The sequence below is a fragment of the uncultured Mesonia sp. genome (assembly GCA_947499595.1).
In the GTDB taxonomy this organism is placed as follows: domain Bacteria; phylum Bacteroidota; class Bacteroidia; order Flavobacteriales; family Flavobacteriaceae; genus Mesonia; species Mesonia sediminis.
The window spans coordinates 1-16171 of the sequence record CANMOY010000011.1 but is presented as its reverse complement, the minus strand read 5'-3'; the positions used below and the strand labels follow the sequence as shown (position 1 = coordinate 16171).

The window sequence follows — 16171 nt, the reverse complement described above, 5'->3', positions numbered from 1 at the left end:
AGGTAAATATAAAAATTATACTTTTGCGGAATGCGTCAATTACGAAAAATTCTATACCCGTTTTCTTTGCTTTACGGAGGTATTTTGCGGTTAAGAAATTATTTATATAATCAACAAATACTAGAATCAACGGTTTACGATTTCCCTGTAATCTGCGTAGGAAACTTGAGTATGGGTGGAACGGGTAAATCGCCAATGATAGAATATCTGGTACGTTTATTAGCTACACATTACCGCTTGGGTACCCTATCGCGCGGTTATAAAAGAAAAACCAAGGGTTATTTAGAAGTAGCCACAGCCCATACCGCACTCGAAGTGGGTGACGAACCCTTACAATTCAAGCGCAAATTTAAACCTTTATTGGTGGCGGTTTGTGAAGATAGACGAAAGGGAATTGAACAAATGCGTAAGCGTCAAAAACCGCCTGAGGTCATTTTATTAGATGACGCTTTTCAACATCGCCGCGTGCAACCAAATTTATCTATATTGCTAAGTGCCTATAACGACTTATACACCCAGGATTGCGTTTTACCTGCCGGTAACCTTCGCGAACCTAAAGTCGGAGCAAGAAGAGCTCAACTTATTGTGGTAACCAAATGCCCTGTAGACTTGGGTAAAGCGGAGCGTCAAAAAATTATTCGGGCAATACAACCAAACCCCGATCAGCTGGTTTTTTTTAGTTCTATAACCTATGCAGATCAGGTTACTAACGGTAAACAACACATACCCCTACAGGTACTTCAGGATAGCTTTACCCTAGTTACCGGTATTGCTAAGCCCAAACCTTTGGTTGAATTTTTAAAAGCTAAAGGTTTTAGCGTAAATCATAAACAATATCAAGACCATCATAATTTTAGTCGGCAAGAAATTGAGACATTAGAAGCAGAGCCTTTTATTATCACTACAGAAAAAGATTTTGTGCGCTTAAGCGATTACATTTCTCCCGAAAAATTATTTTATTTACCAATAAAAATGGAGTTTATAGCCGATGCAGCTTCTTTTGACCAGCGCATCAAAAAGCATGTGCAAGCTTATGCCTGCGACCGAAGTAGGACCTCATAAATCTTTTGGTAAAACATTTCAGTTTTATAAGGTTTAGGGATCACCGCCACAAATCCTTGCTTTATGTACTTTTCTGAGGTTTCCTCTAAGCTAACAGCTGTTAAAGCGATAATGGGTAATTTAGGTTTATGGCTTTTAATTTCTATTGTAGCCTGTATGCCATCTAGGATTGGCATATTAATATCCATCAAGATTAAGTCGTAATCTTTTTCAACTGCCTTATTGATGGCTTCCAAACCGTTTTTAACCAAATCGGTTTCAAAGCCACGACGCAATAAAATTTTATTGGTTAATTTTAGGTTGATGATGTTATCTTCGGCAATAAGTACTTTTTTACCTTTAAAAAATTCATCCATGCTCCGCGGATCATCTAAAGCCACTTGAATTTGGTTTTTACCTTTCTCCTCTTTTGGCTGATGAAAAACAATATCAAAATAGAAGGTACTTCCTTCACCGAAAGTACTCTCTAAATTTATTTCTGAATCAAAAAACTCCAATAAACTTTTCACGATAGGAAGCCCTAGACCGGTTCCTCCATAATTGGAAGAAGTAGAACTCTCTCCTTGATGAAAGTTATCAAATATTTTTTGTTGAAACTCTTTTTTAATACCTCTACCGGTATCTCGAATACTAAAACGAATCTTACTGCGGTTTGTTTCTAAATTCAAGCAAGTAATGCTCAGCCAAACCTCCCCGTTTTCTGTAAATTTTATGGCATTTGAAAGTAAATTAATTAAAATTTGTTTGAGTTTAAGGATATCGCCAAATAATTTTGAAGGTACTTTTTCATCTATTTCCAGATGTAAAGTTACCGCATTTGCCTCTGCCGCATTTTTAAAGGAATAGGTTAGTTCTTCCATCACCGATTTTACCTCAAAAAAGCTCTCTGTTTTGGTCACCTTTCCAGCCGCCAATTTATTTAAGTCAAGAATATTGTTGACCAAAGAAAGTAAATGTTCACCGCTGTAGTTAAGCGCTTTGATATGCTCTAGTTGCTCGGGCCTAGGGTTTTCTTGTTTTAGCAAATATGCAAAACCATTAATAGCATAAATAGGGGTTCTTAATTCGTGGGTTATGGTAGAAAGAAATTGATCTTTTACTTCATTGGCTTTTTCGGCCTTCATTTTAGCCGCTAATAACTCATTGTTTTTAGTTTTCAATAAATTATTTACGCCTGCGCGTAGACGGTTGTTTTTATATAAGGCCAAAGTAAACAATGATAAAATCGATATTAACAATACACTTAACACAACCGCTAATTGATTGAATTTTAGCTTTTTCTCCTGAGCAGTTTTTTCTTCTTGTAGTTTATTGTAGGCCGTATTAAAAGCTGCATTTGATGCCCAATGTTGCGATATATCAAGGTTAACCGTATTGTTTAATATCGAATCTGCCTTTTGACGGTACCTAAGAGCTTTTTTATAGTTATTTTGACTGGCGTGAATTTCACTGAGCAGTTTTAAGGCCTTTATCTCATAATCTAAATTGGCATTATTCCGCGCATAATCTTTTAATCTGAGGGTGTATTCCACGGCATTGGCTATATTACCTTGATTAAAATTAAACAAGGCTTTATTAAATTTTACCAATAAAGCCTTATTGATGGAGTCTTCCTTTTTTTCTTGTTTTATACTAGAATGACTTGCCGGCTCAGCTTGTATATAATGTTTAGAATTCCAATTTTTTTGAAGACTTACCTCAGCTTGACTACTCTCTACAAAAAGAAAAAAGCAGCAAATAAAAGCCAGAAAAAAATTGTTTATTTTCATAGAAGCCCGTCCTGATGGTATAAATATACTATTAAATATTACATAGTTTTATAATCAAATCGATAATTCTGCTACAATAACCGCGCTCATTGTCGTACCAACCTATAAGTTTGACCAAATGCCCGTCGATAACCGAAGTCATTAAACCATCCAAAACGCAGGAATGCGAATTACCAACGATATCTATAGATACAATCGGATCTTCTGTATATGCTAAAATTCCTTTTAAGCGATCCGCTGCAGCGCTTTTAAAAAGATCGTTGATTTGGGCTATACTAGCTTCTTTTTTTAGATGTAAAGTCATATCGGTTAAAGAACCATTGGGTACCGGTACTCGAATACCACAGCCTCCTATAACTTGAGCTAGATCTGGAAAGATTTTGGTAAGAGCCTTAGCGGCTCCAGTGGTAGTAGGAATAATAGATTGGGTGGCGGCTCGCGCTCTGCGCAAATCTCGGTGTGGCGAATCGTGTAAGTTTTGATCGCTAGTAAACGAATGTACCGTAGAAATATAGGCTTGTTTAACCCCAAAATGCTGATGCATTACTTGTAGCATTGGTGCCGCATTATTGGTGGTACAACTGGCATTAGAAATAATGGTATCGCTATCTTGAATGATATGATCGTTTACTCCTAAAACTACCATAGGGATATCATCTGAAATCGGCGGCACACTTAACACTACTTTTTTTACGTGTTTGCTGAGATGTTGCTCTACTTCTTCACGGGTCTTGAATTTACCCGTTGCTTCTACCACCAGTTGCACTTCTTGGGGCCACTTTATATTTTCAATTTTGGCCTGTTGTGAAAAGACCACTTGCTGATTCTCGGCAACTAAAGTATTGTTCCGAATCTCAAAATTGGTCAAGAAATTACCATGAATACTGTCATATTTCAACAGGTGGGCTAAGGTTTTTAAATCTGCTAAATCATTTACGGCTACCACCTCTATGTGTGGATGCGCATCTAACAGCCTGAATAAGCTGCGACCTATTCTTCCAAAACCGTTTATACCTATTTTAATCTTGTTTGCCATTATGCTAGGTTAGGTGTTTTTGGGCTTTATAAGAAGAACGCACTAATGCGCCACTTTCAACATGTCTAAAACCTAAATCTAATCCTATTTCCTCATACTTTTTAAATTGATCTGGAGTAATGAATTGCTTTACCGGTAAATGTTGTTTACTGGGTTGTAAGTATTGCCCTATAGTTACAATATCAAGATTAACCGCTCGTAAATCTTTAAGGGTTTGTATTACCTCTTCTTCTTTTTCTCCCAAGCCTAACATTATACCCGATTTGGTTCTGCTAATGCCTTGGTCTTTTAAATATTTAAGCACAGCTAAACTGCGATCATATTTGGCTTGTATGCGCACTTCGCGCGTTAGTCGCCGAACAGTTTCCATATTATGCGAAACTACTTCCGGTTTAACCGCGATTATACGGTCAAGGTGTTTCTCTATACCCTGAAAGTCTGGTATTAAAGTCTCTAAGGTGGTGTTTTTATTCATGCGCCTTACTGCTTTAACAGTTTCGGCCCACATTATAGATCCCATATCTTTTAAATCATCACGATCTACACTAGTAAGCACAGCGTGTTTGATATCCATCAACTTTATAGAACGCGCCACCTTTTCGGGCTCATCCCAATCTAAAGTTTCTGGACGCCCGGTTTTCACACCACAAAATCCACAACTACGGGTACATATATTTCCTAAAATCATAAAAGTTGCTGTGCCTTCACTCCAACACTCACCCATATTAGGACAGCTGCCCGAAGTACAAATGGTATGCAAATCGTAGCGATCTACTAATTTTCTTAAATTGGTGTATTTTTTACCAGTAGGTAGCTTTACGCGCAACCACTTTGGTTTTTTTATGGTTGTTTTATTTTCAAGAACTTGAGGAGTCATCAATAAAGTATTTTTTTCAAAAACAAATATAAAAAATTGCGATGCGCTACCCTATTTTTAGAATAGTATATTAACCACTACTTTTATTTTTAACTTTTTAGATAAGCTTGTTTAAAAGAAGTTATACCGATTTTGGTGTATTTTTAATTTTATCGGCCAGCATTTTTTTGGCTCTTAAGATCTTTACCTTTATGTTGCCAAGCGGCTCATCTAAATACTGTGCAATCTCTTTATAACTCATTTCACGAAAGTAACGCAACCGGATAACCTGCTCATAATGAGGTTTAAGTTGCTTGAGATAATGCAATAAAATATTTAGGTTTTGCTCTTTTATGATTTGATCCTCGGCGGTATCGTTTTCATCTATCAAAGCTTCGTATTCTTTAAAATCGATCAAATTTGCGGTCGTAGCCGATTTAACCCGACTCAGATCAATTTGGATGTTTTTTGATATGGCGATAAGCCAAGTTTTAAAATTGTACGATTCTTTAAAAGTGTTTATTTTCTCAAAAGCTTTACTAAAAGTTTGTATAGTTATCTCTTCGGCCTCATACTCGTTACCTGTTCTCTTTAATTGGAACCGATAAACATCTCGCCAAAAAAGATCGAGTAAGTATTTAAAAGCTTGCTCTTGGCCAGCTTTCGCTTCTTGTATGTACTTGGTATAATCTGGCAAACTTACTTATCGCGCCCAGGTAGTAGGCTTTTTGTTTTGGTTACTAACGAATATAAGCATTTGTATCGTAACCAGCCCCCATTCTAGTAACGGAAGTATGGGCAAAAGCCTTTTTTCATTAAAAACACTTGTGGCTTTGGCAAAAACAAGCATAACCACGAGGTAACGCACCAACATCACCAACCAAAGCACTTGGAGTATATCCACTTCAAATTTAAAAATCAATAAAATATTGGTGAGCAGAAAAAAAAGCCCCATACCCAATTGACTAGTATAAAAAAGACCTAAGAGAAATTTATGTCGGACTTTGTAATGTTTGGCCGTGCTTATATGTCTTTTCTTTTGAAACATCCAATCTTGCCAAGTATTTTTTGGATCACTTAAGGTAAAAGATTCCTTATTTGTACAATAAATGGTATTTTCTCTATTAGCACTTTCATTAACAAATAAATCGTCATCACCCGATAGTACGTTCATATGGTTGACAAATCCATTATGTTCGTAAAACAACTTTGCGGTATAGGCTAAATTTCTGCCAACCCCCATATAGGCAGATTTATAATGGGCGTAAGCAAAATACTGAATTGCCGTTAACAATGTTTCAAAGCGTATAAATTTATTGAGAAGTCCTTTTTGGGTCTTGTATTTTCCATAGCCCAACACCAATTGCTTTTGCGAATTAAAAGCAGTAGCTAAATATTGTAACCACAAGTTGCTCTCTGGGTGACAGTCTGCATCGGTAAAAACTAAAAAATCATTTTTAGCTTTCTTAATACCCAGCGTCAAAGCGTATTTTTTGTTTCCCCAGAAATGCTCGTTGGGGAGTACGTTTACAATTTTCACTCTAGAATCGGCTTTTTCAAACTCCTCCATTACCTCCAATGTATTATCTTTAGAGGAGTCGTTGACCAGAATGAGTTCAAAATTCGGATAATCTTGACTTAGAATATGAGGGATATTCTTCTCTAGGTTTTGCGCTTCGTTTTTAGCACAAACAATAACAGAAAGTGGTTGCGTTAAAGTTTTTCCGCTAGGCTTAATCAACTTACGCCGCCATAAAAACCCTGCAAAAAAAGCATAAAAGAATAGGTTTATCAGTGCGAAACCAACAAACAACCACAGAGATAGGTTTAGCATAATTTAAGCCGTTTCTGACTTACATTCTGCTTCTTCTGGCAACTTACCACACATACTGCAAGCCTCGCCTTCTTTATTTAAAAACGGACTTTGACTGGCGCAAGTTCCTGCAAATTTACCATCTTTTTTTGCCCATATTTTTATCGCAATACCGGCAACCGCTAATCCTAGTAATATAAGAGATATAAATAGTAATTTCATACTGCAAAAATACAATTAAGCATGGGTAGAAAAAAGCTTTTTTTAGAATTAATATTTCGTTTACATAATTTAACGATATTTTATTTTATTTACTGATTTTTATCAGCTTTTGCATAGTATATTAGCTTTATAAAACCAAAATTAAATTTTATGAAAATCACAAAAACAATTGCTCTAGCGGCCTTTGCCCTAATCGGTTTAACCGCATGCAAAAACGAAAATGAAAAGGAAAAGGAGAAAGAAATTAGTATTGATAAAGAAGAAGTAATAACTACAGATGAACAATCTGACAAAAAAGAAGAAGATCTCGTAGCAGTAATTGGTCAATCGAATCAACACACTACGCTGGCTTCGGCATTAGAAAGTGCAGGATTGGTAGCTGTTTTAAAATCTGAAGGACCCTATACTATTTTTGCTCCAACTAATGAAGCGTTTAATAAAATACCTAAAGAGAAGCTAGATGAACTTATGCAACCCGAGCAAAAAGATACCTTAGAGGGTATTTTGAGTTACCATGTGGTACCGGGTGAGATTTCTGCCGATAAGTTAACGAGTTTAATTCAAGAAAGCGGATCGGGCAGTTATGAATTGGTAACGGCAAATGATGGTAAATTAAAAGCATCTATTAAAGATAATGCTGTGGTATTAACCGATAATACCGGAACCGAAATAAAAGTTACCGATGTAGATCGTGAGGGATCCAATGGTTATATACACGTTATAGATGGTGTTTTAATGCGCGAATAAGTTTTAGACACCAACAATAAAAAAGGGCTTCAAATAAATTAAAGCCCTTTTTTATTTATAGAATATTCACTTCCATCTCTAACATTATATTGAATTTCTGATGTACGGTTTGCTGAATTTCTTTGGCTAGAGCCAAAATTTCTGCCCCGCTTGCTTCTCCATAATTCACTAATACCAATGCTTGATTGTGATGCACGCCCGCATCGCCACGGCGCACTCCTTTAAAACCTAATTGCTCGATAAGCCATCCTGCTGGTATTTTAAAGCTATCAATTGAAACAGGATAAAAAGGCATTTCTTTAAATTCGCCACGTAATGCATCAAACAATTGTTTTTTGATCACAGGGTTTTTGAAAAAGCTACCGCTATTCCCGATCTCCTTAGGATTGGGAAGTTTTGAAGAGCGTATAGCGATTACCGCCGCTGCAACATCGGCTATACCAGGATTTATTATTCCCGCTTTATCCAATTGATTTTGAATGGCGCCATAATCGGTTTTTAGCCTATGCTTGCGCTTTGTTAATTTAAAAAGCACACTTGTAATGATATAAGTGCCTTTATATTTGTTTTTAAAAACTGAGTCACGATAACCAAAATTACAATCTGCTTTTAAAAAGGTTTTTTTTGAAAGACTCTGCCTATGAATCGCATCACAAGAAACAAATACATCTTTTAGCTCTACCCCGTAAGCGCCGATATTTTGAATAGGACTTGTACCTACATTACCCGGAATGAGCGAAAGATTTTCTAGTCCGCCAAAACCTTGACTAATACACCAAGACACAAATTCGTGCCAATTCTCGCCGGCTTGGGCTTCTACCCACACAAAATCTTGGTCTTCTTTAATCAACTCAATTCCTTTAGTGGCGAGTTGAACAACCGTTTTATTGATGGGTTGTGTAAGTAAAATATTACTACCTCCTCCCAAAATCAAAATTTCGTCGGCATAAAACTGTTGTAATACGGCTTGCAACTCTGAATTGGTTTGCACCTTAACAAATTGCTTAGCCGGCACATCTATCCCAAAAGTATTCAAAGTCTTTAAAGAGAAGTTGGCATGTATCTCCATTATTTTATTTGGCTTGATATTTCTCTAATCCTTTTCGTAATATTTCTACTGCCTTTTTTAAATTATCTTGTTCTAGAACATAGGCAATTCTCACTTGATTATTACCTGTATTGGGGGTTGAGTAAAAGCCCTGAGCAGGAGCAACCATAATGGTTTGACCATTATAATCAAAATCTTCTAGCATCCATTTTGCAAAATCTTCTGCATCGCTTACAGGTAATTCTGCAATACAATAAAAGGCACCGTTTGGTTTTGCTACTTTTACTCCAGGTATACTCTCTAAGCCTTGGATTAAGGTATCTCTTCTTTGAACGTATTCTTCAATTACTTCGTCAAAATAAGACTGAGGGGTTTCTAAAGCCGCTTCACTAGCAATTTGTGCAAAGGTTGGCGGACTTAATCTAGCTTGTGCAAATTTCATAGCTGTTTGCATCACCGCTTTATTTTTAGAAACCAAACATCCTATTCTGGCACCACACATGCTGTAACGCTTAGATACACTATCAATCATAATTGCATGTTCATCTAAGCCTTCCTGAGCCATTACAGAAAAGTGTTTTAAACCCTCATAGGCAAACTCACGGTATACTTCATCGGCTACGAGAAATAAATCGTATTTTTTTACTAAGGCACTCAATTGCTCAATTTCTTCTTGAGTATACAAGTAACCTGTTGGGTTGCCTGGATTACAAATTAAAATGGCTTTGGTTCTATCGGTAATCAGCTTTTCAAACTCGGCAATTGGAGGTAAAGCGAAACCGTTTTCAAATTTTGCCTGCACCGGCACCACTTCTACCCCTGCAGAGGTTGCGAAACCATTATAATTAGCATAAAATGGTTCTGGAATAATCACTTCATCTCCCGGATCTGTAATACTACCCATGGCAAAAAGCAAGGCTTCGGAACCTCCGGTAGTTATAATGATGTCTTCTGGTTCAACAGGCAGTTTTACCCTTTGATAATAACCGGCAAGTTTTTCTCTATAGCTAGCAAAACCAGCTGAATGACTGTAAGAGATAATCTCTAAATTATTATTTTTCACAGCATCTAAAGCTACTTGAGGCGTTTTAATATCGGGCTGACCTATATTCAAGTAAAAGATATCTTTTCCTTGCTCAGTTGCTTTCTCTGCATAAGGAACCAACTTACGTATAGGCGATTCGGGCATAGCTTGCCCCTTGGCTGAAATATTTGGCATACTACAAAATTTTTGTGCAAAAATGCGAAAAATAAATGGGTCAATTCAATTTTGATCCAACAAAAAACCTCTTTCTTATTCAGAAAGAGGTTTTATACTAATTAAGAGTGGTTAAATTCTATTTTTCTAATACACTTTTTGTGTCTTTTTTAGCCACGTAGCCTTTAATTTTTAATGGCGTGGGAGAATTTTGTGCATTCGAATATACCGTTACCGTTTTACGAATAGGCCCTGGTCTTTTCGTATCGTATTTAACCTTAATCTCCCCTTTATTTCCTGGTAAAATAGGCTCTTTAGGTTTTTCTGGAACCGTGCACCCACAAGTAGAGGAAACTCTACTTATAACTAAGGGCTCATCACCGGTATTGGTAAAAACAAAGGTTCTTAAACCATCACTATTGTAGGCAACATTACCATAATCTATAGTTTCTTGTTCAAAAGCAATTTCTGCTTGTGCTTGCATTGCAAAACTGGTCATTAAGACAACGGCTACTAAAAATATCTTTTTCATTGTATAATAATTTGGTTACTAAATTAAACTTTAATCGCTTGATTGCAAAAAAATAAGAATAACAATTTATAATCTTTTAAAATCAAGCCTTAATAACTACTTTTGTCTCTTGTAAATCAAAAAACAGACCAAAATGCCCATCGCTGCCAATTATAACCCAAAAGAAATAGAAGAAAAATGGTATAAGTACTGGTTAGAGAACCGTTATTTCCACTCTGAAGTCAACGAAAAAGAGCCTTACACTATTGTTATTCCTCCGCCTAATGTAACCGGAGTTTTACATATGGGGCACATGCTCAACAATACTATACAAGACGTGCTTATTCGTAGGGCTCGACTACAGGGATATAACGCCTGCTGGGTACCAGGAACCGATCACGCCTCTATTGCAACCGAAGCCAAAGTGGTAGCTAAATTAAAAGAAGAAGGTATAGACAAAAAGAGTTTGTCTCGTGAAGAATTTATGGAACACGCTTGGGACTGGACCCGTAATTACGGTGGGGTTATTCTCAATCAACTTCAAAAATTAGGTGCCTCTTGCGATTGGGATCGAACCAAATTTACTCTAGACGAGCAACTTTCGGCTTCGGTAATTAAGTCTTTTATAGATTTATATAAAAAAGGTCATATTTACAGAGGTTACCGAATGGTCAATTGGGATCCCGAAGCAAAAACCACCCTTTCTGATGAAGAAGTGATTTATGAAGAAAAACAAGGCCATCTTTATCATGTTGCTTACCCTATTGTAGGAAGCGATGATCATTTGACTATAGCGACAACCAGACCTGAAACTATATTTGGGGATACCGCAATTTGTGTACATCCCGATGATGAGCGTTACCAGCATTTACATGGCAAAAAAGTTATAGTGCCTGTAGTAAATAGAGAGATTCCTATTATAGCGGATGAATATGTAGATTTAGAATTTGGTACAGGCTGCCTAAAGATAACACCAGCCCACGATGAAAATGATTATGCTTTGGGACTAAAGCATAATCTAGAAATGATAGATATCTTTAACCTAGATGGAAGTTTAAAAAAACAAGGTTTACACTACCAAGGCCAAGACAGGTTTGAAGTAAGAAAACAATTCCGTAATGAACTTGAAGAAAAAGGCTTTTTGGTGAAAATAGAAGACCACATTCATAAAGTAGGTACTTCTGAGCGTACGAAAGCAGTAATCGAACCTCGATTATCTGACCAATGGTTTCTTAAAATGAAAGAAATTGCTCAACCCGCTATCAAAGCCGTTTTAGAAACCGAAGAAATAAAGCTATTTCCAGAAAAATTTAAAAACACCTATGCCCATTGGATGAATAACATTAGGGACTGGAATATTTCTAGACAACTTTGGTGGGGACATCGCATACCGGCTTATTATTTTGGAGACAGCAAAGAAGACTTTGTTGTTGCCGAAACTAAAGAAGAAGCTTTAAAACTAGCGCAAGAGAAATCTGGACAAATAGATTTGAAATTAGAAGACCTAAGACAAGATGAAGATGTATTAGACACTTGGTTTTCTTCTTGGCTATGGCCGATGAGTGTTTTTGATGGTATCTGTCAACCCGATAACAAGGAATTTAACTACTACTATCCTACCAACGATTTGGTTACTGGTCCAGATATTCTATTCTTCTGGGTTGCACGTATGATAATTGCAGGATATGAGTATACCGGTAAAAAACCATTTAACAATGTTTATCTCACTGGGCTAGTGCGTGATAAGCAACGAAGAAAAATGTCTAAATCTTTAGGCAATTCACCTGACGCTTTGCAATTGATAGAAGATTATAGCGCAGACGGAGTGCGAGTAGGTTTATTGCTCAGCAGCGCTGCAGGTAATGATTTGATGTTTGATGAAAGTCTTTGCCAACAAGGAAAAGGATTTGGAAACAAAATATGGAACGCTTTCCGACTTATTGATGGCTGGGAGGTCGATGCACAATTAGAACAACCAGAGTATGCTCAAAAAGCAATACATTGGTATAAAAACCAATTACAGGTAAGTTTAGCCCAAATTGAAGATCATTTTAGCAAATATCGTATTTCTGATGCATTAATGACCACCTATAAATTAATTTGGGATGAATTTTGTTCTTGGTTGTTAGAAATGGTTAAGCCAGGATATAAAATGCCTATTGACCAGCAAACCAAGCAAGATATATTGCACTTATTAGAAGAAAACTTAAAAATTCTTCATCCATTTATGCCTTTCTTAACCGAAGAAATTTGGCAAAACCTGGCAACAAGATCAAAAGATGAAGCATTAATTGTTGCAAAATGGCCAGAACAATCCACTTTTGACGAATCGCTTATTGCGGATTTTGATATGGTTAAAGAGGTTGTATCAGGGGTAAGAAATATCCGTAAAGATAAAAATATATCATTTAAAGAAACCATAGATTTAAGTCTAATAAACTCTGAGCAACTTAGCGATACTTACGACAGTATCATAAAAAAGTTAGGAAATATAAAAGAGCTTTCTTATGTAGAACAGCAATTGGATAATGCCTTATCGTTCCGTGTAAAATCCAATGAATATTTTATTCCTATGCAGGGTGCTATCGATGTAGAAGCCGAAATTGCTAAGCTACAGGATGAATTAAAATATAACGAAGGCTTTTTAAAAGCTGTACAAAAAAAGTTAAGCAACGAACGATTCGTTAATAATGCACCAGAAAAAGTTGTTGCAATAGAAAAGCAAAAACAAGTCGATGCTATGGCTAAAATAGAAACCCTTAAGCAAAGTCTTGAAAGTCTAAAAAAATAATAATTATATCTTATTAAAATCTTAAATTATTTTCAATATCTGAAACATTTGTGATATTTGATTAAAACAACAAGTATTATGAAAGTATCTTTTAAACATTTAGGATTAGGTTTAGTTTTAATCTGTAGCTTATATAGCTGCCGCGATCAAGAAGAGAAAGACACCAAAACAATTGAAGGCGTTGAAGTTAGCGATGATGCCGAAATTGAAGTTAGTGATGATGGTGAAAAAATTGAAATTGAGGACGGTGATACCGAAGTGAAAATTAAAAAAGATGAAGATGGCAACATCGAAAAAAAGAAAATTGAGACTGAAGAAAAAGAAGTAAAAGTAAAAATGGAAGATGGTGAAGTAGTCAAGAGAAAAGTAGATCAAGAATAGTATGAATCTCCCATTTATCAAAAAAAAGCCTCGCGATTGCGAGGCTTTTTTTATACTTATAAATTTCATAAGCATTTATAAAGTCTTGGCATTCTTTACCTTCTGCTTGGTAATAGCTTTTTGTAGCACTTCTTTCATATCGCTTACATAGTGAAAGGTTAATCCTTTTAAATAAGTATCATCTATCTCTTCAATATGCTTGCGATTATCTTCACATAAAATAATTTCTTTAATATGCGCCCTCTTGGCCGCTAAAATCTTTTCCTTAATTCCGCCTACCGGTAATACTTTACCTCGTAGTGTTATTTCGCCCGTCATAGCCAAATTCTTTTTCACCTTACGCTGAGTAAAAAGAGAAACCAAGGAAGTTAACATAGTAATACCAGCACTTGGTCCGTCTTTTGGAGTAGCCCCTTCAGGAACGTGAATATGTACATTATACTTTTCAAATATACCTGCATCTATACCAAATTCTTCGGCATTAGCCTTGATATATTCCATCGCAATAGTGGCAGATTCTTTCATTACCTTACCCAGGTTACCAGTAATCGATAAATTACCTTTGCCTTTAGACAAAATAGACTCAATAAAAAGGATATCACCTCCTACACTAGTCCAAGCCAAGCCAGTAACTACACCAGCAACATCATTATTTTCATACTTATCACGCTCAAGTTTAGCTACCCCTAAGATAGACGCTATATCAGCTTGACTCAACTTCACATTATATTCCTCTTCAAGAGCAATACTTTTAGCAACATAACGAACCACCTTAGCTATCTGCTTTTCAAGACCACGTACTCCAGACTCACGAGTATAGCCTTCAACTATTTTAGTTATTTGGGCTTTGCCCAGTTTTATTTGATCTGGCTTTAACCCGTGCTCCTTAATTTGTTTTGGGACTAAATGTCTTTTGGCAATTTCAACTTTTTCCTCAATTGTGTAACCAGTCATATTGATAATCTCCATACGGTCTCTTAAGGCTGGCTGGATGGTATTCAAACTATTTGCAGTAGCAATGAACATAATCTTCGACAGATCAAAGCCCATTTCTAAGAAATTATCATAAAACTCATTATTCTGTTCGGGGTCTAGCACTTCTAATAGTGCCGAGGAAGGATCACCTTGATGGCTTTGCCCCAGTTTATCAATTTCATCCAATACAAATACCGGATTGCTGGTTCCCGCTTTTTTTAAACTTTGAATAATTCTTCCCGGCATAGCACCAATATAGGTTTTTCTATGACCGCGGATCTCAGCTTCATCGCGCAAGCCTCCAAGCGAAATGCGTACATATTCTCTCCCTAAAGCTTCGGCTACCGACTTACCTAAAGAAGTTTTACCAACTCCAGGAGGACCATATAAACACAAAATGGGCGATTTCATATCATTGCGTAGTTTTAGAACGGCTAAATATTCAATGATACGTTTCTTCACTTCTTCTAAGCCATAATGATCCCTATTCAAAATTTTCTGAGCTCGTTTTAAATCGAACTTATCTTTACTAAACTCATTCCAAGGCAACTCAAGAAAAAGCTCTAAATAATTACGTTGAATAGAATATTCTGCAACTTGCGGATTCATTCGCTGCAGTTTACCTAATTCTTTTTCAAAATGTTTGGCAATTTTATCTTCCCATTTTTTAGTTTTCGCCTGCTGGCGCATCTCCTCTATTTCAGTTTCCGCCGACACACCCCCAAGTTCCTCTTGGATGGTTTTCATTTGTTGATGCAAAAAATATTCTCGCTGTTGCTGACTCATGTCGCTTTGCACCTTTGATTGAATATCGTTTTGCAACTCTAGTTTTTGATATTCAATATTCATGAATTTCAAAGTAGATAAAGCTCTCTCCTTCAAATCATTTGTAGCCAAGAGCTTCTGTTTTTCCTTTACCCTCAAATTCATATTCGACGATACAAAGTTGATCAAAAAAGAGGGAGTTTCAATGTTCTTGATAGCAAAGGATGCTTCTGATGGAATGGCCGGACTGTTTTTTATAATTTTTAAGCTTAGCTCCTTGATAGCATCTACAATAGCTTTAAATTCCGCGTTACCATCGGCTGGTTTAGCCTCTACAACCGGACTAACTTGAGCGGTTAGATAAGGATCTTCCTTAACCACTTTATCAATTTCAAAACGCTTTTTACCTTGAATAATAACAGTGGTATTACCATCGGGCATTTTTAAGACCCTAAGGATCTTAGCAACCACCCCAAGATTATAAATATCCTTACTACTCGGATTCTCAGTATTCACATCCTTTTGAGCAACAACTCCTATAACCTTATCTCCATTATTGGCATCATTAATAAGTTGTATACTTTTGTCGCGTCCAGCAGTAATAGGAATCACCACACCTGGAAACAATACAGTATTTTTTAAAGGTAAAATTGGTAAAAATTCAGGCAAACTTTCACGCTCAATTTCATCCTCGTCCTCAGAGGTCATAAGCGGTATTAATTCTGCATCTTCATTAATATCTTGTAGTGACAAATTGTCTAAACTAAAAATATTTGATTTTCCCATAGTATATATTTGGTCAAACTGTCAGTATTGCAGTTCGAATTGTACAAAAATTTCTCTTAAGCAAAGCTTTATAGCTTTTATACCTATAATATTCAATTGTTATGCCAGCTTATAAAATTGGGGTAATTCTTATAATGGCGTTACCTTTTTATAGAAAAAAGGTCGGGCTTTCGCTACTCGCTTTGCGGGCATATGGCCCGCAAGAGCTTAA

At 36.3% G+C, this 16171-nt stretch carries 14 protein-coding genes; 4 read left to right on the top strand and 10 right to left on the bottom strand.

What is annotated here, in order from left to right:
- The first annotated feature begins 30 nt into the window (after positions 1 to 30).
- Positions 31 to 1062, top strand: coding sequence for a tetraacyldisaccharide 4'-kinase (lpxK, locus tag ACH2AZ_RS11265; RefSeq protein ID WP_394907919.1), 1032 nt, complete (start codon positions 31 to 33; stop codon positions 1060 to 1062).
- Here lpxK and ACH2AZ_RS11260 read toward each other — a convergent pair.
- The 6 genes from ACH2AZ_RS11260 to ACH2AZ_RS11235 form a co-directional block, all read right to left on the bottom strand.
- On the bottom strand, positions 1032 to 2831 hold the full coding sequence (locus ACH2AZ_RS11260) for a hybrid sensor histidine kinase/response regulator (protein ID WP_394907918.1): 1800 nt from the start codon (positions 2829 to 2831) through the stop codon (positions 1032 to 1034). The two genes, lpxK and ACH2AZ_RS11260, sit on opposite strands and share 31 nt — an antisense overlap.
- Before the next feature lie 31 nt (positions 2832 to 2862).
- Entirely contained in the window at positions 2863 to 3867 is a 1005-nt protein-coding gene (gap, locus tag ACH2AZ_RS11255; protein WP_394907917.1) for a type I glyceraldehyde-3-phosphate dehydrogenase, read from the bottom strand.
- Between the two features lie 4 nt (positions 3868 to 3871).
- Positions 3872 to 4744, bottom strand: coding sequence for a lipoyl synthase (gene lipA, locus ACH2AZ_RS11250; RefSeq protein WP_147861276.1), 873 nt, complete (start codon positions 4742 to 4744; stop codon positions 3872 to 3874).
- A gap of 121 nt (positions 4745 to 4865) precedes the next feature.
- Entirely contained in the window at positions 4866 to 5420 is a 555-nt protein-coding gene (locus ACH2AZ_RS11245; RefSeq protein ID WP_394907916.1) for an RNA polymerase sigma factor, read from the bottom strand.
- Between the two features lie 6 nt (positions 5421 to 5426).
- Entirely contained in the window at positions 5427 to 6557 is a 1131-nt protein-coding gene (locus tag ACH2AZ_RS11240; protein ID WP_394907915.1) for a glycosyltransferase, read from the bottom strand.
- Between the two features lie 3 nt (positions 6558 to 6560).
- Positions 6561 to 6758, bottom strand: a complete 198-nt coding sequence (locus ACH2AZ_RS11235) for a membrane or secreted protein (protein WP_147861279.1) — start codon at positions 6756 to 6758, stop codon at positions 6561 to 6563.
- Positions 6759 to 6908: 150 nt separating this feature from the next.
- On the opposite strand from ACH2AZ_RS11235, the gene ACH2AZ_RS11230 reads away from it, so the two are divergent.
- Positions 6909 to 7505: a fasciclin domain-containing protein gene (locus ACH2AZ_RS11230; protein ID WP_394907914.1), complete on the top strand. Its 597-nt coding sequence runs from the start codon at positions 6909 to 6911 to the stop codon at positions 7503 to 7505.
- A gap of 55 nt (positions 7506 to 7560) precedes the next feature.
- On the opposite strand, the gene murB is transcribed toward ACH2AZ_RS11230, so the two are convergent.
- The 3 genes from murB to ACH2AZ_RS11215 all read right to left on the bottom strand — a co-directional run bounded on the left by murB (position 7561) and on the right by ACH2AZ_RS11215 (position 10283).
- Positions 7561 to 8574, bottom strand: coding sequence for a UDP-N-acetylmuramate dehydrogenase (gene murB / locus ACH2AZ_RS11225; RefSeq protein WP_394907913.1), 1014 nt, complete (start codon positions 8572 to 8574; stop codon positions 7561 to 7563).
- Between the two features lie 4 nt (positions 8575 to 8578).
- Positions 8579 to 9772: a pyridoxal phosphate-dependent aminotransferase gene (locus ACH2AZ_RS11220; RefSeq protein WP_394907912.1), complete on the bottom strand. Its 1194-nt coding sequence runs from the start codon at positions 9770 to 9772 to the stop codon at positions 8579 to 8581.
- 118 nt (positions 9773 to 9890) lie between these two features.
- Positions 9891 to 10283, bottom strand: coding sequence for a DUF1573 domain-containing protein (locus ACH2AZ_RS11215; protein WP_379042345.1), 393 nt, complete (start codon positions 10281 to 10283; stop codon positions 9891 to 9893).
- Between the two features lie 133 nt (positions 10284 to 10416).
- Here ACH2AZ_RS11215 and ACH2AZ_RS11210 point away from each other — a divergent pair, with 133 nt between their 5' ends.
- Positions 10417 to 13053 (top strand): valine--tRNA ligase, encoded by a 2637-nt coding sequence (locus ACH2AZ_RS11210; protein WP_394907911.1) that lies wholly within the window; start codon positions 10417 to 10419, stop codon positions 13051 to 13053.
- Between the two features lie 78 nt (positions 13054 to 13131).
- Entirely contained in the window at positions 13132 to 13434 is a 303-nt protein-coding gene (locus ACH2AZ_RS11205) for a hypothetical protein (RefSeq protein ID WP_379042339.1), read from the top strand.
- A gap of 75 nt (positions 13435 to 13509) precedes the next feature.
- Here the strand turns inward: ACH2AZ_RS11205 and lon are convergent, their stop codons facing one another.
- Positions 13510 to 15960: an endopeptidase La gene (gene lon, locus ACH2AZ_RS11200; RefSeq protein ID WP_394907910.1), complete on the bottom strand. Its 2451-nt coding sequence runs from the start codon at positions 15958 to 15960 to the stop codon at positions 13510 to 13512.
- Between the last annotated feature and the right edge of the window lie 211 nt (positions 15961 to 16171).

Coding starts and splice junctions, on each gene's coding strand:
- lpxK (WP_394907919.1), top strand. CDS start 31: ATGCGTCAATTACGAAAAATTCTATACCCGTTTTCTTTGCTTTACGGA.
- ACH2AZ_RS11260 (WP_394907918.1), bottom strand. CDS start 2,831: ATGAAAATAAACAATTTTTTTCTGGCTTTTATTTGCTGCTTTTTTCTT.
- gap (WP_394907917.1), bottom strand. CDS start 3,867: ATGGCAAACAAGATTAAAATAGGTATAAACGGTTTTGGAAGAATAGGT.
- lipA (WP_147861276.1), bottom strand. CDS start 4,744: ATGACTCCTCAAGTTCTTGAAAATAAAACAACCATAAAAAAACCAAAG.
- ACH2AZ_RS11240 (WP_394907915.1), bottom strand. CDS start 6,557: ATGCTAAACCTATCTCTGTGGTTGTTTGTTGGTTTCGCACTGATAAAC.
- ACH2AZ_RS11235 (WP_147861279.1), bottom strand. CDS start 6,758: ATGAAATTACTATTTATATCTCTTATATTACTAGGATTAGCGGTTGCC.
- ACH2AZ_RS11230 (WP_394907914.1), top strand. CDS start 6,909: ATGAAAATCACAAAAACAATTGCTCTAGCGGCCTTTGCCCTAATCGGT.
- murB (WP_394907913.1), bottom strand. CDS start 8,574: ATGGAGATACATGCCAACTTCTCTTTAAAGACTTTGAATACTTTTGGG.
- ACH2AZ_RS11220 (WP_394907912.1), bottom strand. CDS start 9,772: ATGCCAAATATTTCAGCCAAGGGGCAAGCTATGCCCGAATCGCCTATA.
- ACH2AZ_RS11215 (WP_379042345.1), bottom strand. CDS start 10,283: ATGAAAAAGATATTTTTAGTAGCCGTTGTCTTAATGACCAGTTTTGCA.
- ACH2AZ_RS11210 (WP_394907911.1), top strand. CDS start 10,417: ATGCCCATCGCTGCCAATTATAACCCAAAAGAAATAGAAGAAAAATGG.
- ACH2AZ_RS11205 (WP_379042339.1), top strand. CDS start 13,132: ATGAAAGTATCTTTTAAACATTTAGGATTAGGTTTAGTTTTAATCTGT.
- lon (WP_394907910.1), bottom strand. CDS start 15,960: ATGGGAAAATCAAATATTTTTAGTTTAGACAATTTGTCACTACAAGAT.